We start from the raw sequence: 12,865 nt of genomic DNA, 5'->3' as shown, positions 1-12,865 counted from the left end.
ACGCGCCGATATCGGCGCGTGACCTCGGGTCACTCGGGCTGCGGACTGAAGCGGGCAAGAAAGAATGCGGACCGTACCTGGGCGGCGCCCAGGCGTATCCGCCGCGGGTCAGGCGGGCACGTCGTGCCGTGGGGCACGGGGTTCTGTCAGCAGGAGGGTCAGCTTCACTGAATGTGGTTTGACGGAAAGATTGCTGTGAACGGCAGTTGCGGCAGGAGTGGTTGCCGGCACGCAACTGGTGCTTTAAATATGCGACGATTCTTGCAGTGCTTCAGAGCCGCTTGCGGCATGCAACGGACCTGCTGGGACAGCGGGCAAAATGAATGCCACACCACTGTTCCGCAGGGCGCGGTTGCGCCGGCGACCAAGAGACCCAGAGGCTGAAATGAGCAGGCAGTACAATGGCGGCCCACGCGCTCGACGGAGTTGCGCACTTTGCATCTCTACGTCAGGCGGCTAGTTCAGCCCCTTCAGGCTGTCCCGATTATATGTCGCTTTCCGCAATGCGCAAAGAAACTTCCTCCCCTGTCTCCCCCTCTAAAGCCGCTCCCGCCGTCCGCATGGTCGAGGTGGGCGCCGAGCATGCCGGCCAGCGCCTGGACAACTACCTGGTGCGGCTGTGCAAGGGCGTGCCCAAGACGCATATCTATAAAGCCATCCGGGGCGGCGAGGTGCGGGTAAACAAGGGACGTATCTCGGCCGATTACCGCGTGGCCGAAGGCGACATGGTCCGCATCCCGCCGCTGCGCCTGCCCGACCCGGGCGCGCCGCGTCCGGTGCCCGGCGCCGAGTTCCCGGTGGTGTTCGAGGACGACTCCCTGCTGGTGGTGGACAAGCCCGCCGGCGTGGCGGTCCACGGCGGCAGTGGCGTGTCCTTCGGCGTGATCGAGCAGCTGCGCGCCGCGCGGCCCGACGCCAAGTTCCTGGAACTGGTGCACCGGCTGGACCGCGAGACCTCCGGGCTGCTCATGGTGGCCAAGAAGCGCGGCGCGCTGCTGGCGCTGCACGCCATGCTGCGCGAAGGAAAAGGGGACAAGCACTACCTGGCCCTGGTCGAGGGCGATTGGGTCAACGACCGCCAGCACATCAAGCTGGGCCTGTCCAAGTGGACCACGCAGTCGGGCGAACGCCGCGTCAAGGTGGACCCGGACGGCCAGTCGGCCCACACCATCGTCACCCTCAAGCGCCGTTTCGGCGATTACAGCCTGGTCGACGCCGAATTGCGCACCGGGCGCACCCACCAGATCCGGGTGCACCTGGCGGCCAGCGGCTTTCCCATCGTGGGCGACGACAAATACGGCCACGACGAAGTGCGGGCGCACTTCGCGCGCCTGGGCTTCGGCCGGATGTTCCTGCATGCCCACCAGCTGACCCTGAACCACCCCGTCACGGGCGAGCCGCTGACGCTGACGGCCGAACTGCCCCCGGCCTGCCTGAAAATACTGAAACAACTGGAGTCTGCCTGATATGTCGTATTCGCTGGTCGTGTTTGACTGGGATGGCACCCTGATGGATTCCACGCACAGCATCGTGGCCGCCATCCAGGGCGCCTGCCGCGACCTGGAACTGGCGGTGCCGTCGGCTTCCGACGCCAGCTGGGTGATCGGCCTGTCCCTGGAAAGCGCGCTGCGGCGGGCGGTGCCCGAACTGACCCAGGCCATGCTGCCGCGCTTCCTGGAGCGCTACCGCACCCATTACCTGCTGCGCGACCCGGAGCTGCGCCTGTTCGACGGCGTGCGCGAGCTGCTGACCGAACTGGCCGGGCACAACGTGCGCCTGGCGGTGGCCACCGGCAAGAGCCGCGTCGGCCTGACCCGCGCCCTGGCCGCCACCGGCCTGGGCCCGCTGTTCGACGCCACCCGCACCGCCGACGAAACCTTCAGCAAGCCGCACCCGGCGATGCTGCACGAATTGATGCAGGAGCTGGACGTGGCGCCCGAGCGCGTGGTGATGATCGGCGACACCTCGCACGACCTGCAGATGGCGGCCAACGCCGGCGTGCATGGGCTGGGCGTCACTTATGGCGCGCACACCCTGAAGGAGCTTGAGGGTTGCGGCCCCCAGGCGGTGCTCGACAGCGTGCCCGGCGTGCGCGAGTGGCTGCTGGCCCGTACGGCGGCCGCGCAGTAACGCAGCAATACCGGACGCGGAACGTCCGGGCGGCGCGCGGGTCTATAACCAAATACCGCCAGCGCCGCGGAATATCATGGGGTCCTGTGCCGTCCATGGGTTATGCGAGGCGCCGCCATACGGAGACCATGATGCTGATACGCAAGCCCGACGATATTCTTTCCTCCGAGATCACCCCCGAGGCCGTCTGGCGCTCGCGCCGCGAGCTGATGCTGCGGGCCGGGCTGGTGGCCGCCGCGGCAGGGCTGCCGGGCTGGGCGGCGCGCAGCGCGTTCGCGCAGGATGCCGGCGCGTTGCCGGGCAAGCCCAACCCGGCCTTCAGCGTGATGGACAAGCAGACCCCCTTGTCCGACATCACGTCCTACAACAACTTCTACGAATTCGGCCTGGACAAGAGCGATCCCGCCGCCAACGCCGGCAAACTCCAGACGCGCCCCTGGACCGTCAGCGTCGAGGGCGAGGCCGGCAAGCCGCGCACCTTCTCCATCGAGGAACTGCTCAAGCTGGCGCCCATGGAAGAGCGGGTCTACCGGTTGCGCTGCGTCGAGGGCTGGTCCATGGTCATCCCGTGGATGGGCTATTCGCTGGCCGAGCTGCTCAAGCAGGTCGAGCCCACCGGCAACGCCAAGTACGTGGAGTTCGTGACCGTGGTCCAGCGCGAGAACATGCGCGGCGTGCGCAGCGGGGTGCTGGACTGGCCCTATGTCGAGGGGCTGCGCATCGACGAGGCGATGAATCCGCTGTCCATGCTGGTCTTCGGCGTCTACGGCAAGCTGCTGCCGGGCCAGAACGGCGCGCCGGTCAGGCTGGCGGTGCCGTGGAAATACGGCTTCAAGTCGGCCAAGTCCCTGGTCAAGATCCGCCTGGTCGAAAAACCGCCCGTCTCCTCGTGGATGAAGGCCGCGCCGCAGGAATACGGCTTCTACGCCAACGTGAATCCCAACGTCCCGCACCCGCGCTGGAGCCAGGCGACCGAGCGCCGCATCGGCGAGGACGGCCTGTTCTCGCCCAAGCGCAAGACCCTGATGTTCAACGGCTACGGCGAGCAGGTCGCCTCGCTCTACCAGGGCATGGACCTGAAGGCCAATTACTGAGGCGCGCATGGAAGCAGGCATTTCGCAGGCGCCGCCGCGCAGGACGCAGCTTTCCGCCAAGACCGTCGGGCGCTTCAAGCCCGTGCTGTTCCTGCTGGGGCTGGCGCCGTTCCTGCGCTGGTTCTGGCTGGGCGCCAACGACGGCCTGACCGCCAATCCGGTCGAATTCCTGACCCGCTCTTCCGGCACCTGGACGCTGGTGTGCCTGCTGGTCACGCTGGCCATCACGCCGCTGCGCCGGCTGACCGGCCAGCCGGCCCTGGTGCGGCTGCGGCGCATGTGCGGGCTGTTCGCGTTCTTCTATGGCGCCATGCATTTCATGGCCTGGGTCTGGTGGGACCGCGGCTTCGACCCCGCGGCCATGCTGCGCGACATCGGCGAACGGCCCTTCATCACGGTGGGATTCGCGGCCTTCGTGCTGATGACCGCGCTGGCGGCCACGTCCACCCAATGGGCCATGCGCCGGCTGGGCAAGCGCTGGCAAAGCCTGCATCGCGCCGTCTATGCCATCGGGCTGCTGGCCATCCTGCACTACTGGTGGCACAAGGCGGGCAAGAACGACTTCGAAGCGCCGCTGATCTATGCGGCCGTGCTGGCGCTGCTGCTGGGATGGCGGGTGGTGGAGCGGTGGCGGCGGAATGCCTGATGGGTTTCGCGCGTTCGATGCTCGTGTTCTTGCCTGGAGAATCTCGCGCTGCACCCATCCTACGACGGTCGGAAACCGTACGGCGAGGAATCGTACGGCAATCCGGAATCGTAGGATGGGTGCAGCGCGAGACCCCCTGAACAAAAACTCAAATATCGAACGCGCGAAACCCATCGGGCGGCGAAAGCCGCCTCACAACATCGCCAGCATGATGGCCGCCGTCTCGGCGTCCGGCTGCCCGTCGTAAAGCGCCGGCCGGTAATGCATCTGGAACGCCGCCAGCGTGTTGATGGTGGCCTTGTCCAGCACGCCGTCCTGCGGGCAGGCGTAGCCCAGGCGCTGCAGCTGCTGCTGGAACCACGCCACGTCGGGAACGCCCTGCGCCTGCAGCCGGGCCAGGTGCGCCGCCGCCCCGGCCTCGTCGTACCAGCGCCCGATGCCGGCCCCGGCCAGCGCCTTCCATGGAAAGAGCGGTCCCGGATCGACCTTGCGCTGCGGCGCGATGTCGCTATGGCCCACCACGTTCTCGGGCGCGATGCCGTGGCGCTGGATGACGTCGCGCAGCAGCACGGTCAGCGCGCGCAGCTGGCGTTCGCCGTAGGGATGCCATAGCGGCTTGCCGTCCGGGCCGTCGGTCCAGCCGGGATTCACGATCTCGATGCCGATCGAGGTGCTGTTCATGGCGATGTTGCCGTACCAGGCGCTGGCGCCGGCGTGCCAGGCCGCCCGGTTTTCATCGACCAGGCGGTAGGTGCGGCCGGACTCGGTCACGAGGTAGTGGGCGCTGACCTTGCCGCGCGACAGCAGCTGCAGCGAGCGGGCGTCGTCGACCGAGGTGTAGTGCAGCACCACGGCGCGCACCCGGCTGGCCTGGCCGACCGCCGTGACGGAGGTGTCCAGTTCCAGGCCGGCGGGGCCGCGCGCGGCGCATCCGGCCAGGGCCGCGGCGGCCAGCAGCGCAAGAGCGGGGCGCAGCATGGCTCAGCGGGCCAGGTAGAGGAACAGGGTGGGCAGCTTGTCCAGCTGCGGCGCCGGCTGCTGTTTCCAGTCGGCCACGCTGCGGGTCTGGATCCATTCGTCGGCGGTGGTGACCGAGCGGGCCACGCACAGCCGGGTATCGCCCTTTAGGCTGGCCAGCAGCGTGGCGAACATGGCGGCGTTGCGGTAGGGCGTCTCGATCAGCAGCTGGGTCTGGTTGTGCCGGGCCGAATGCTGCTCCCAGGCGCGCAGCTGCCTGGCGCGCTCGGCGGGGTCGACCGGCGCGTAGCCGTGGAACGCGAAGCGCTGGCCGTCCAGTCCGCTGGCCATCAGGGCCAGCAGGATGGAGGACGGACCGACCCAGGGCCTGACGGTCAGGCCCTGCCGGTGGGCGGCCTCCACCACCTTGGCGCCCGGGTCCGCCACGGCGGGGCAGCCGGCCTCGGAGACCAGGCCGATCTCGGCGCCGCCGGCGATGGGCGCCAGCCAGGCCTTGATCTGGGCGGCGTCCACCCGGTCGTTCAGCGTGTGGACGGTGATTTCCTGCAGCGGCCGGACCGTGCCGATCAGCTTGAGGAAGGCGCGCGCGGTCTTGGCGTTCTCGGCGATGTAGGTGTCGAGCCGCCCGGCCAGGGCGCGCACTTCGGCGGGCAGCCAGCGCTCGGGCGGGGCCTCGCCCAGGCCCACGGGAATCAGGTGCAGCGCGCCGCTCATACGGGCGCTCCGGGCACTCCGGGCGCGTCCAGCGGATTTAGCCCGAAGCGCATCAGCATGCTAGTCAGCGCGATCAGCGGCAGGCCGATGATGGCGGTGGGGTCGTCGCTCTGGATGCTTTCCATCAGTGCGATACCCAGGCTTTCCGCCTTGGCGCTGCCTGCGGTATCGTAGGGTTCTTCGACGAGCAGATAGGCCACGATCGCCACGTCGCTCAGCTGGCGGAAGCGGCAGCGCGTGACGACGTCGGCCTTTTCCACCCGGCGGCCGTCGGTGACGGCCAGCGCGCTGTGGAATTCCACCTCCCGGCCCGACAGCGCCTGCAATTGCGCCATCGCGCGCGGGAGGTCGCCCGGCTTGCCGATGGGCTGCCCGTCCACGGTGGCCACCTGGTCGGAACCGATGACGATGCAGCCGGGGTGCTTCGCCGCCACCGCCATGGCCTTGGCCACGGACAGGCGCAGGGCCAGCGCTTCGGGCGTTTCGCCGGCGTGTGGCGTTTCGTCCACATCGGGCGAAATGGTGGTGAACGGCATGCACAGGCGGGACAACAATTCTTTGCGGTAGCGCGAGCTGGAGGCGAGGATGAGGTCAGGCTTCAAGGGCATACGATATTTGACGCTGATACGTAAGTCACAGTATTATCTAACGTTTTGCGGCATTTTTGCAGGAACACCGAAGTGACTGGTACTGGCGTGAATGCAAAGAGCATCGACGCGTTTGCTTTTGCCCGTCTGGGCAAGGAAACGCAAGGCAGCGTGCCGCTGGCGAGGCTTACGCGATTGGTCGACGGGCTGCCCGAGCAGCCCGCGGGCGAGGCGGGCCTGGCGCACTGGTCCGTGCGCGGAGAAGTGAGCAAGTCCGGCCTTCTTGCCGGGCAGCCGCTCTTGCATCTTCATGTGCGGGCGAATCCGCTGGTCGTGTGCCAGCGGTGCAACGCGCCGTTCGCCTACCCGGTCGACAGCGAAGTCGTGCTGCAGCTGGTCAAGTCCGAAGACGAACTCGATGACGGTTTTGGCTCTGGAGAACACTCCGGAGGCTACGCCGGCGAGGACGAGGACGACGAGGACGAAGAAGGAAAAGGTTTTGTGTCCAACCTGCCTGAAAGGGTGGTGGGTTCACATCATTTCGATCTGCTGGCCCAGATCGAAGATGAGCTCATTCTGAGCGTTCCGTATGTGCCCAAGCATGATGTATGCCCGGGCGCGCAGGCCAATGCCGGCGAGGCTGCTCCCGAGGAGCCCGCCGTCAAGCGTCCGTCGCCGTTTGCGGTGCTGGAACAACTGAAGCACAAAGATTGAGATCAACATCGGGCCGCATCGCGTACAATGCGCCCCGTTTCTAGGAGTCATCATGGCCGTTCAACAAAACAAGAAGTCCCCGTCCAAGCGCGGTATGCACCGCTCGCACGATTTTCTGGTGAACCCGCCGACCGCGATCGAGCCCACCACGGGCGAAGCGCATCTGCGTCACCACATCAGCCCCAACGGCTTCTACCGCGGCCGCAAGGTCCTGAAGACCAAGGCCGACGAATAAGGCCCCCGGGCCGAACTCGTACTCGGACCATTTCGGCTGAGCGCTGATACCTGGCACCCGTGATACGCATCGCCATAGACTGTATGGGCGGAGACTTCGGTCTGCCCGTCACGATTCCGGCTGCGATCGAGTTCGCCCGGCAATTTCCGGATACCCGGCTGTTGCTGGTCGGGCTTCCCGACGCTATCGAAGCGGCGCTCTCCGAGCACCGCGGCGTGGCGCGCGATCGTCTTGAGATCGTGGCGGCTTCCGAAGTCGTCACCATGGACGACCCGGTCGAGGTCGCCCTGCGCCGCAAAAAAGACTCCTCCATGCGCCTGGCCGCCCAGTCCGTCAAGGACGGGCGCGCCGACGCCTGCGTCTCCGCAGGCAATACCGGCGCGTGGATGGCCATTTCACGCTACGTGCTCAAAACGCTGGACGGCATAGACCGCCCGGCCATCGCCACGTCCATTCCGAACCAGACGGGCCGCGCCACCACGGTGCTGGACCTGGGCGCGAACGTGGACTGTACGGCCGAGCACCTTCTGCAATTCGCCATCATGGGCGCCGCGCTGTCGCAGGCGGTCGACCATCGCGAGCGGCCTTCGGTGGGCCTGCTCAACATCGGCGAAGAAGTCATCAAGGGCAACGAAGTCGTCAAGGAAGCCGCCGAACTGCTGCGCGGCAGCCCGCTGAACTTCTACGGCAACGTGGAAGGCAACGACATCTTCAAGGGCACGGTCGACGTGGTCGTCTGCGACGGCTTCGTCGGCAACGTCGTGCTCAAGTCCGTCGAAGGCCTGGCCAAGATGCTCTCCAGCGTCATACGCGAAGAGTTCAAACGCAACCTGATCACGCTGCTGGCCGGCGCGGTGGCCAAGCCGGTGCTCAACCGCCTGCGCACCCGCGTCGACAACCGGCGCTACAACGGCGCCGCGCTGCTGGGCCTGCGCGGCGTGGTCATCAAGAGCCACGGCTCCGCCGACGTCTACGCCTACGGATTCGCCTTGCAGCGAGCCCGCGAAGCCGTAGTGAGTAAACTGCTGGAGCGCACCGCCGAGACGGTCGCTCAGATTACCAAGCGCGTTCAATCCGGCGATGCCGCTACGGCGCCGCCGCAAGACGTGGCTGGGGACACCGCTTGATGGATACCGCAATGAAATATTCCGTGATCGCGGGCACCGGCAGCTTCCTGCCGGAACGCGTGGTTTCGAATGACGAGCTGGCTGCGGAACTGGCGACGCGCAACATCGCCACCTCCGACGAATGGATCGTCGAGCGCACTGGCATTCGGCAGCGCCATCTGGCCGAGCGCGGCGTCACCACCAGCCAGCTGGCGACCGAGGCCTCGCGCCGCGCGCTGGCCGACGCGGGCGTGGACGCCTCCGACATCGACCTCATCATCCTGGCCACTTCGACGCCCGACTTCGTGTTCCCGAGCACCGCCTGCATCGTGCAGGCCAACCTCGGCTCCAAAGGCTCGGCGGCGTTCGACGTGCAGGCCGTGTGCAGCGGCTTCGTCTACGCGCTGACCACCGCCGACAGCTTCATCCGCGCCGGCCGCGCGCGCTGCGCGCTGGTCATCGGCGCCGAAGTGTTCTCGCGCATCCTGGACTGGAACGACCGCAGCACCTGTGTGCTTTTCGGCGACGGCGCCGGCGCCGTGGTGCTGAAGGCTTCCGACAAGCCCGGCATCATGGCCGCGCAGCTGCATGCCGACGGCAGCCAGAGCAAGATCCTGAACGCGGCGGGCAACGTGGCCTATGGCGACGTGACCGGCGATCCGTTCCTGCGCATGGACGGCCAGGCCGTGTTCAAGCAGGCCGTCACCGTGCTGGACCGCTCCGCGCGCGACACCTGCGCCGAAGCCGGCGTGGACGTCGCCGACGTGGACTGGATGATCCCGCACCAGGCCAACGTGCGCATCCTGAATTTCCTGGCGCGCAAGCTGTCCGTGCCGGTCGAGAAGGTCGTCATCACCGTCGACAGCCACGCCAACACTTCCGCAGCCAGCGTGCCGCTGGCCCTGGACGCCGCGCGCCGCGACGGCCGCGTCAAGCCGGGCCAGCTGGTCCTGATGCAGGGCGTGGGCGGCGGGTTCACCTGGGGCTCGGTACTGGCCCGCATGTAGGGGCGGGCCGGGCGGCAGGCGGCGCGCGCCGCGGCCGCCGGGCAGGCGCACCCGACATTCCTCACAGACACTGAATCTCATCCTAACGGTCAACCATGAAAATCGCTTTTGTCTTTCCTGGTCAGGGTTCTCAAGCTGTCGGCATGCTGGACGCCTGGTCGGGCGTTTCCGCGGTCGCCGATACGGTGGCGCGCGCGTCGCAGGCCCTGGGCCAGGACCTGGGCGCGCTGATCGCGCAAGGCCCGGCCGAGCAGCTCAACCTCACCACCAACACCCAGCCCGCGATGCTGACCGCCGGCGCCGCGCTGTACGCGGCCTGGTGCGCCGCGGGCGGCCGCAAGCCGGACGTGGTCGCCGGCCATAGCCTGGGCGAGTACGCCGCGCTGACCGCGGCCGGTTCGCTCGCGCTCGAAGACGCCGTGCGCCTGGTGCGCGTGCGCGCCGACGCCATGCAGGCCGCCGTGCCGGTCGGCACCGGCGCCATGGCCGCCATCCTGGGCCTGGACGACGACGCCGTGCGCGCCGCCTGCGCCGCCGCCGCGCAGGGCGAAGTGGTCGAGGCCGTGAACTTCAACGCGCCCGCCCAGGTCGTGATCGCCGGCCACAAGGCCGCCGTCGAACGCGCCTGCGAGCAGGCCAAGGCCGCGGGCGCCAAGCGCGCGCTGCTGCTGCCGGTGTCCGCGCCGTTCCACTCCAGCCTGCTCAAGCCCGCCGCCGAGGTGCTGGCCGGCGCGCTGGCCGGCGTGACGGTGTCGGCCCCGCAGATTCAGGTCATCAACAACGTCGACGTGGCTTCCCCGGCCGATCCTGGGGCTATCCGCGATGCGCTGGTGCGCCAGGCATGGCATCCTGTGCGCTGGGTCGAAACCCTGCGCGCGATGAAGGCGCAAGGCGTCACGCACGTGATCGAATGCGGCCCCGGCAAGGTGCTCGCCGGCCTGACCAAGCGCATCGATCCCGAACTCACGGGCATGGCCATCACCGATCCGGCTTCCCTCGAAGCCGCGCTGGCCGCCGTCAACGGAAACCAATGAACATGGACAACCCCTCGATCGAACTGCAAGGCAAGATCGCGCTGGTGACCGGTGCCACGCGCGGCATCGGCCGCGCCATCGCGCTGGAACTGGCCGCGCGCGGCGCCACCGTCGTCGGCACCGCCACCTCCGAATCGGGCGCGGCCGCCATCACCGAAGCGCTGGCCCCCTCGGGCGGACGCGGCGTGGTGCTGGACGTGACCGACGCGGCGGCCTGCGACGCGCTCATCGACGCGCTGGGCAAGGAAGGCGGCGGCCCACACATCCTCGTCAATAACGCCGGCATCACGCGTGATACGCTGGCGATGCGCATGAAGGACGAAGACTGGTCGGCCGTCATCGACACCAACCTGGCGTCGGTGTTCCGCCTGTCGCGCGCGGTGCTGCGCAGCATGATGAAGGCCCGCTGGGGACGCATCATCAACGTGACCTCGGTGGTCGGCTCCAGCGGCAACCCCGGCCAGGCCAACTACGCGGCCGCCAAGGCCGGGGTGGCCGGCATGTCGCGCGCCCTGGCGCGCGAGCTGGGCAGCCGCAACATCACGGTCAACTGCGTGGCCCCCGGCTTCATCGATACCGACATGACGCGCGCCCTCGGCGAAAATCAGACTGCGGCTTTGCTGCAGCAGATTCCGCTGGGCCGCCTGGGAGCGCCCGAGGACATCGCGCACGCGGTGGCATTTTTGTCCGGGCCGCAGGCGGGTTACATTACCGGCACCACCCTGCACGTCAACGGCGGGATGTACATGCAATAAATCACGAACCGCGCGCAGGCCGCTCCGCACGGGGCGATGCGCGGTTCAACCGGAAACGCCGCACACGGGTTTCCTGCGCCATTCCCGGCGACAGATCAAGTGCGCGGTGTTATTTTTGTCACGGCCAGGCGTCGCAAAACTCCGCGCTTGGCTATAATTCGCGGGATTTTTCCCAATTGGAGATCTGCATGGAAAGCATCGAACAGCGCGTCAAGAAGATCGTCGCTGAACAACTTGGCGTCAACGAAGCCGAGATCAAGAACGAATCCTCCTTCCTTGACGACCTCGGTGCCGATTCGCTCGACATGGTCGAACTGGTCATGGCGCTCGAAGACGAATTCGAGACCGAGATCCCCGACGAAGAGGCCGAAAAGATCACGACCGTGCAACAAGCGATTGACTACATCAATTCGCACGGCAAGCAGTAAGCTGGGCTTACTCCCTTCCGGCGGTCCGAGGACGGACTTCGGGGCCAGCCGGAAAATCGGGGCGGTTTCAGGAGTTGCCTTTGCGGTGCGCATGCGGGAAGGGCGTGAAAACGCCCGACCCGCTTTTGTGTGTACCGCAAGCGCAGCGCATCCCGAAAACCGCCTTTCTTTTGTCTGTTTGAGGAGTCATCCGTGAAGCGACGTGTCGTCATCACCGGCCTGGGTATCGTTTCCCCCGTGGGGAACGACGTGACCACGGCTTGGGACAATATCGTCAACGGACGTTCTGGCATCAGCCGCATCACCCGTTTCGATCCCTCGGCCATCACCACCCATATCGCCGGCGAAGTCAAAGACTTCGACATCAGCGCCTATATCTCGGCCAAGGAAGCCCGCCAGATGGATACCTTCATCCATTACGGCCTGGCTGCCGGGATGCAGGCCTGGCGCGACAGCGGCCTGGAAGTCACCGAAGCCAACGCCGAACGCATCGGCGTGATCGTCGGCTCGGGTATCGGCGGCCTGCCGCGCATCGAAGAAACCCAGGTCGAATACCTGTCCAAGGGCCCGCGCCGCATTTCGCCGTTCTTCGTGCCGGGTTCGCTGATCAACCTGATCTCCGGCCACCTGTCCATCGCCTACGGCATGAAGGGCCCGAGCTACGCCGTCGTGTCGGCCTGCACCACCGGCCTGCACTGCATCGGCGATGCCGCCCGCCTGATCGAGTACGGCGATGCCGACGTCATGCTGGCCGGCGGCGCCGAGTCGACCGTGTCGCCGCTGGGCATCGGCGGTTTCGCCGCCATGCGCGCCCTGTCGACCCGCAACGACGATCCTCAGACGGCTTCGCGTCCCTGGGATCGCGACCGCGACGGATTCGTGCTGGGCGAGGGCGCCGGCGTGCTGGTGCTGGAAGAATACGAACACGCCAAGAAGCGCGGCGCGCGCATCTACGGCGAATTCGTGGGCTACGGCATGAGCTCCGACGCGCACCACATCACGGCGCCGGACAAGGACGGCCCGCGCCGCGGCATCGTCAACGCGCTGCGCAACGGCGGCGTCAACCTCGAAGACGTCCAGTACGTCAACGCGCACGGCACCTCCACGCCGCTGGGCGACAAGAACGAGACCGACGCGCTGAAGCTGGCCTTCGGCGACCACGCCAAGAAGCTGGTGGTCAACTCGACCAAGTCCATGACCGGGCACCTGCTCGGCGCGGCCGGCGGCATCGAGGCGGTGTTCACCACGCTGGCCGTCTACAACCAGGTCTCGCCCCCGACGATCAACATCTTCAATCAGGATCCGGAATGCGATCTGGATTACTGCGCCAACGAAGCGCGGCAGATGAAGATCGACGTGGGCCTGTCCAACTCGTTCGGCTTCGGCGGCACCAACGGCTCGATGGCCGTTCGCCGGGTCTGATTTGGCAGGCCCGGT

Annotated in this window: 15 protein-coding genes; 12 read left to right on the top strand and 3 right to left on the bottom strand. The window is 67.2% G+C overall.

Features of this window, described 5'->3' with window-relative positions; translation table 11 throughout:
• Positions 1-488 precede the first annotated feature (488 nt).
• The 4 genes from AC1M14_RS20490 to msrQ all read left to right on the top strand — a co-directional run bounded on the left by AC1M14_RS20490 (position 489) and on the right by msrQ (position 3,870).
• A complete protein-coding gene (locus tag AC1M14_RS20490) occupies positions 489-1,466 on the top strand; it encodes an RluA family pseudouridine synthase (protein ID WP_479730343.1) in 978 nt (325 codons plus the stop codon).
• A 1-nt stretch (position 1,467) separates the two neighbouring features.
• The gene (locus tag AC1M14_RS20485) at positions 1,468-2,130 is read left to right on the top strand and encodes an HAD family hydrolase (RefSeq protein ID WP_102774410.1); all 663 of its coding nucleotides are present in this window, start codon (positions 1,468-1,470) and stop codon (positions 2,128-2,130) included.
• Between the two features lie 131 nt (positions 2,131-2,261).
• A complete protein-coding gene (msrP, locus tag AC1M14_RS20480; protein ID WP_111826586.1) occupies positions 2,262-3,224 on the top strand; it encodes a protein-methionine-sulfoxide reductase catalytic subunit MsrP in 963 nt (320 codons plus the stop codon).
• A gap of 7 nt (positions 3,225-3,231) precedes the next feature.
• The gene (gene msrQ, locus AC1M14_RS20475) at positions 3,232-3,870 is read left to right on the top strand and encodes a protein-methionine-sulfoxide reductase heme-binding subunit MsrQ (protein ID WP_102774412.1); all 639 of its coding nucleotides are present in this window, start codon (positions 3,232-3,234) and stop codon (positions 3,868-3,870) included.
• A 192-nt stretch (positions 3,871-4,062) separates the two neighbouring features.
• Here msrQ and AC1M14_RS20470 read toward each other — a convergent pair whose 3' ends face one another.
• From AC1M14_RS20470 to AC1M14_RS20460, 3 genes are read right to left on the bottom strand one after another with little or no spacing between them, the layout of a single operon-like run.
• The gene (locus AC1M14_RS20470; RefSeq protein WP_102774413.1) at positions 4,063-4,848 is read right to left on the bottom strand and encodes an N-acetylmuramoyl-L-alanine amidase; all 786 of its coding nucleotides are present in this window, start codon (positions 4,846-4,848) and stop codon (positions 4,063-4,065) included.
• A gap of 3 nt (positions 4,849-4,851) precedes the next feature.
• The gene (locus tag AC1M14_RS20465) at positions 4,852-5,562 is read right to left on the bottom strand and encodes an SAM-dependent methyltransferase (protein ID WP_102774414.1); all 711 of its coding nucleotides are present in this window, start codon (positions 5,560-5,562) and stop codon (positions 4,852-4,854) included.
• Positions 5,559-6,170, bottom strand: coding sequence for a Maf family nucleotide pyrophosphatase (locus AC1M14_RS20460; protein ID WP_479730342.1), 612 nt, complete (start codon positions 6,168-6,170; stop codon positions 5,559-5,561). The genes AC1M14_RS20465 and AC1M14_RS20460 overlap by 4 nt, the downstream gene beginning before the upstream one ends.
• A 72-nt stretch (positions 6,171-6,242) precedes the next feature.
• On the opposite strand from AC1M14_RS20460, the gene AC1M14_RS20455 reads away from it, so the two are divergent.
• The 8 genes from AC1M14_RS20455 (at position 6,243) to fabF (ending at position 12,850) form a co-directional block, all read left to right on the top strand.
• Complete coding sequence (locus AC1M14_RS20455) at positions 6,243-6,863, top strand: YceD family protein (RefSeq protein WP_479730341.1); 621 nt, start codon at positions 6,243-6,245, stop codon at positions 6,861-6,863.
• Between the two features lie 52 nt (positions 6,864-6,915).
• The gene (rpmF, locus tag AC1M14_RS20450; protein WP_043543314.1) at positions 6,916-7,098 is read left to right on the top strand and encodes a 50S ribosomal protein L32; all 183 of its coding nucleotides are present in this window, start codon (positions 6,916-6,918) and stop codon (positions 7,096-7,098) included.
• A 59-nt stretch (positions 7,099-7,157) separates the two neighbouring features.
• Positions 7,158-8,225, top strand: coding sequence for a phosphate acyltransferase PlsX (gene plsX, locus AC1M14_RS20445; RefSeq protein ID WP_102774417.1), 1,068 nt, complete (start codon positions 7,158-7,160; stop codon positions 8,223-8,225).
• Positions 8,225-9,211 carry a beta-ketoacyl-ACP synthase III gene (locus tag AC1M14_RS20440; RefSeq protein ID WP_111826591.1) on the top strand — a complete coding sequence of 329 codons (987 nt, stop codon included), beginning with the start codon at positions 8,225-8,227 and terminating at the stop codon, positions 9,209-9,211. The genes plsX and AC1M14_RS20440 overlap by 1 nt, the downstream gene beginning before the upstream one ends.
• 95 nt (positions 9,212-9,306) lie before the next feature.
• Positions 9,307-10,245: an ACP S-malonyltransferase gene (gene fabD, locus AC1M14_RS20435; protein ID WP_111826592.1), complete on the top strand. Its 939-nt coding sequence runs from the start codon at positions 9,307-9,309 to the stop codon at positions 10,243-10,245.
• Between the two features lie 2 nt (positions 10,246-10,247).
• A complete protein-coding gene (fabG, locus tag AC1M14_RS20430; RefSeq protein ID WP_102774556.1) occupies positions 10,248-11,000 on the top strand; it encodes a 3-oxoacyl-ACP reductase FabG in 753 nt (250 codons plus the stop codon).
• 188 nt (positions 11,001-11,188) lie between these two features.
• Positions 11,189-11,428 (top strand): acyl carrier protein, encoded by a 240-nt coding sequence (gene acpP, locus AC1M14_RS20425; RefSeq protein WP_003813816.1) that lies wholly within the window; start codon positions 11,189-11,191, stop codon positions 11,426-11,428.
• A 192-nt stretch (positions 11,429-11,620) separates the two neighbouring features.
• A complete protein-coding gene (fabF, locus tag AC1M14_RS20420; RefSeq protein ID WP_102774420.1) occupies positions 11,621-12,850 on the top strand; it encodes a beta-ketoacyl-ACP synthase II in 1,230 nt (409 codons plus the stop codon).
• The last annotated feature ends 15 nt before the right edge of the window (positions 12,851-12,865 follow it).

It is taken from the genome of Achromobacter sp. SX5, assembly GCF_056711425.1.
The sequence above is the reverse complement of the archived record's forward strand: the minus strand, read 5'-3'. Positions and strand labels throughout refer to the sequence as shown.

What these genes read in the sequence shown, in the direction of transcription:
- AC1M14_RS20490 (WP_479730343.1), top strand. Translation starts at nt 489, where the DNA reads ATGTCGCTTTCCGCAATGCGCAAAGAAACTTCCTCCCCTGTCTCCCCC.
- AC1M14_RS20485 (WP_102774410.1), top strand. Translation starts at nt 1,468, where the DNA reads ATGTCGTATTCGCTGGTCGTGTTTGACTGGGATGGCACCCTGATGGAT.
- msrP (WP_111826586.1), top strand. Translation starts at nt 2,262, where the DNA reads ATGCTGATACGCAAGCCCGACGATATTCTTTCCTCCGAGATCACCCCC.
- msrQ (WP_102774412.1), top strand. Translation starts at nt 3,232, where the DNA reads ATGGAAGCAGGCATTTCGCAGGCGCCGCCGCGCAGGACGCAGCTTTCC.
- AC1M14_RS20470 (WP_102774413.1), bottom strand. Translation starts at nt 4,848, where the DNA reads ATGCTGCGCCCCGCTCTTGCGCTGCTGGCCGCCGCGGCCCTGGCCGGA.
- AC1M14_RS20465 (WP_102774414.1), bottom strand. Translation starts at nt 5,562, where the DNA reads ATGAGCGGCGCGCTGCACCTGATTCCCGTGGGCCTGGGCGAGGCCCCG.
- AC1M14_RS20460 (WP_479730342.1), bottom strand. Translation starts at nt 6,170, where the DNA reads ATGCCCTTGAAGCCTGACCTCATCCTCGCCTCCAGCTCGCGCTACCGC.
- rpmF (WP_043543314.1), top strand. Translation starts at nt 6,916, where the DNA reads ATGGCCGTTCAACAAAACAAGAAGTCCCCGTCCAAGCGCGGTATGCAC.
- AC1M14_RS20440 (WP_111826591.1), top strand. Translation starts at nt 8,225, where the DNA reads ATGGATACCGCAATGAAATATTCCGTGATCGCGGGCACCGGCAGCTTC.
- fabD (WP_111826592.1), top strand. Translation starts at nt 9,307, where the DNA reads ATGAAAATCGCTTTTGTCTTTCCTGGTCAGGGTTCTCAAGCTGTCGGC.
- fabG (WP_102774556.1), top strand. Translation starts at nt 10,248, where the DNA reads ATGGACAACCCCTCGATCGAACTGCAAGGCAAGATCGCGCTGGTGACC.
- acpP (WP_003813816.1), top strand. Translation starts at nt 11,189, where the DNA reads ATGGAAAGCATCGAACAGCGCGTCAAGAAGATCGTCGCTGAACAACTT.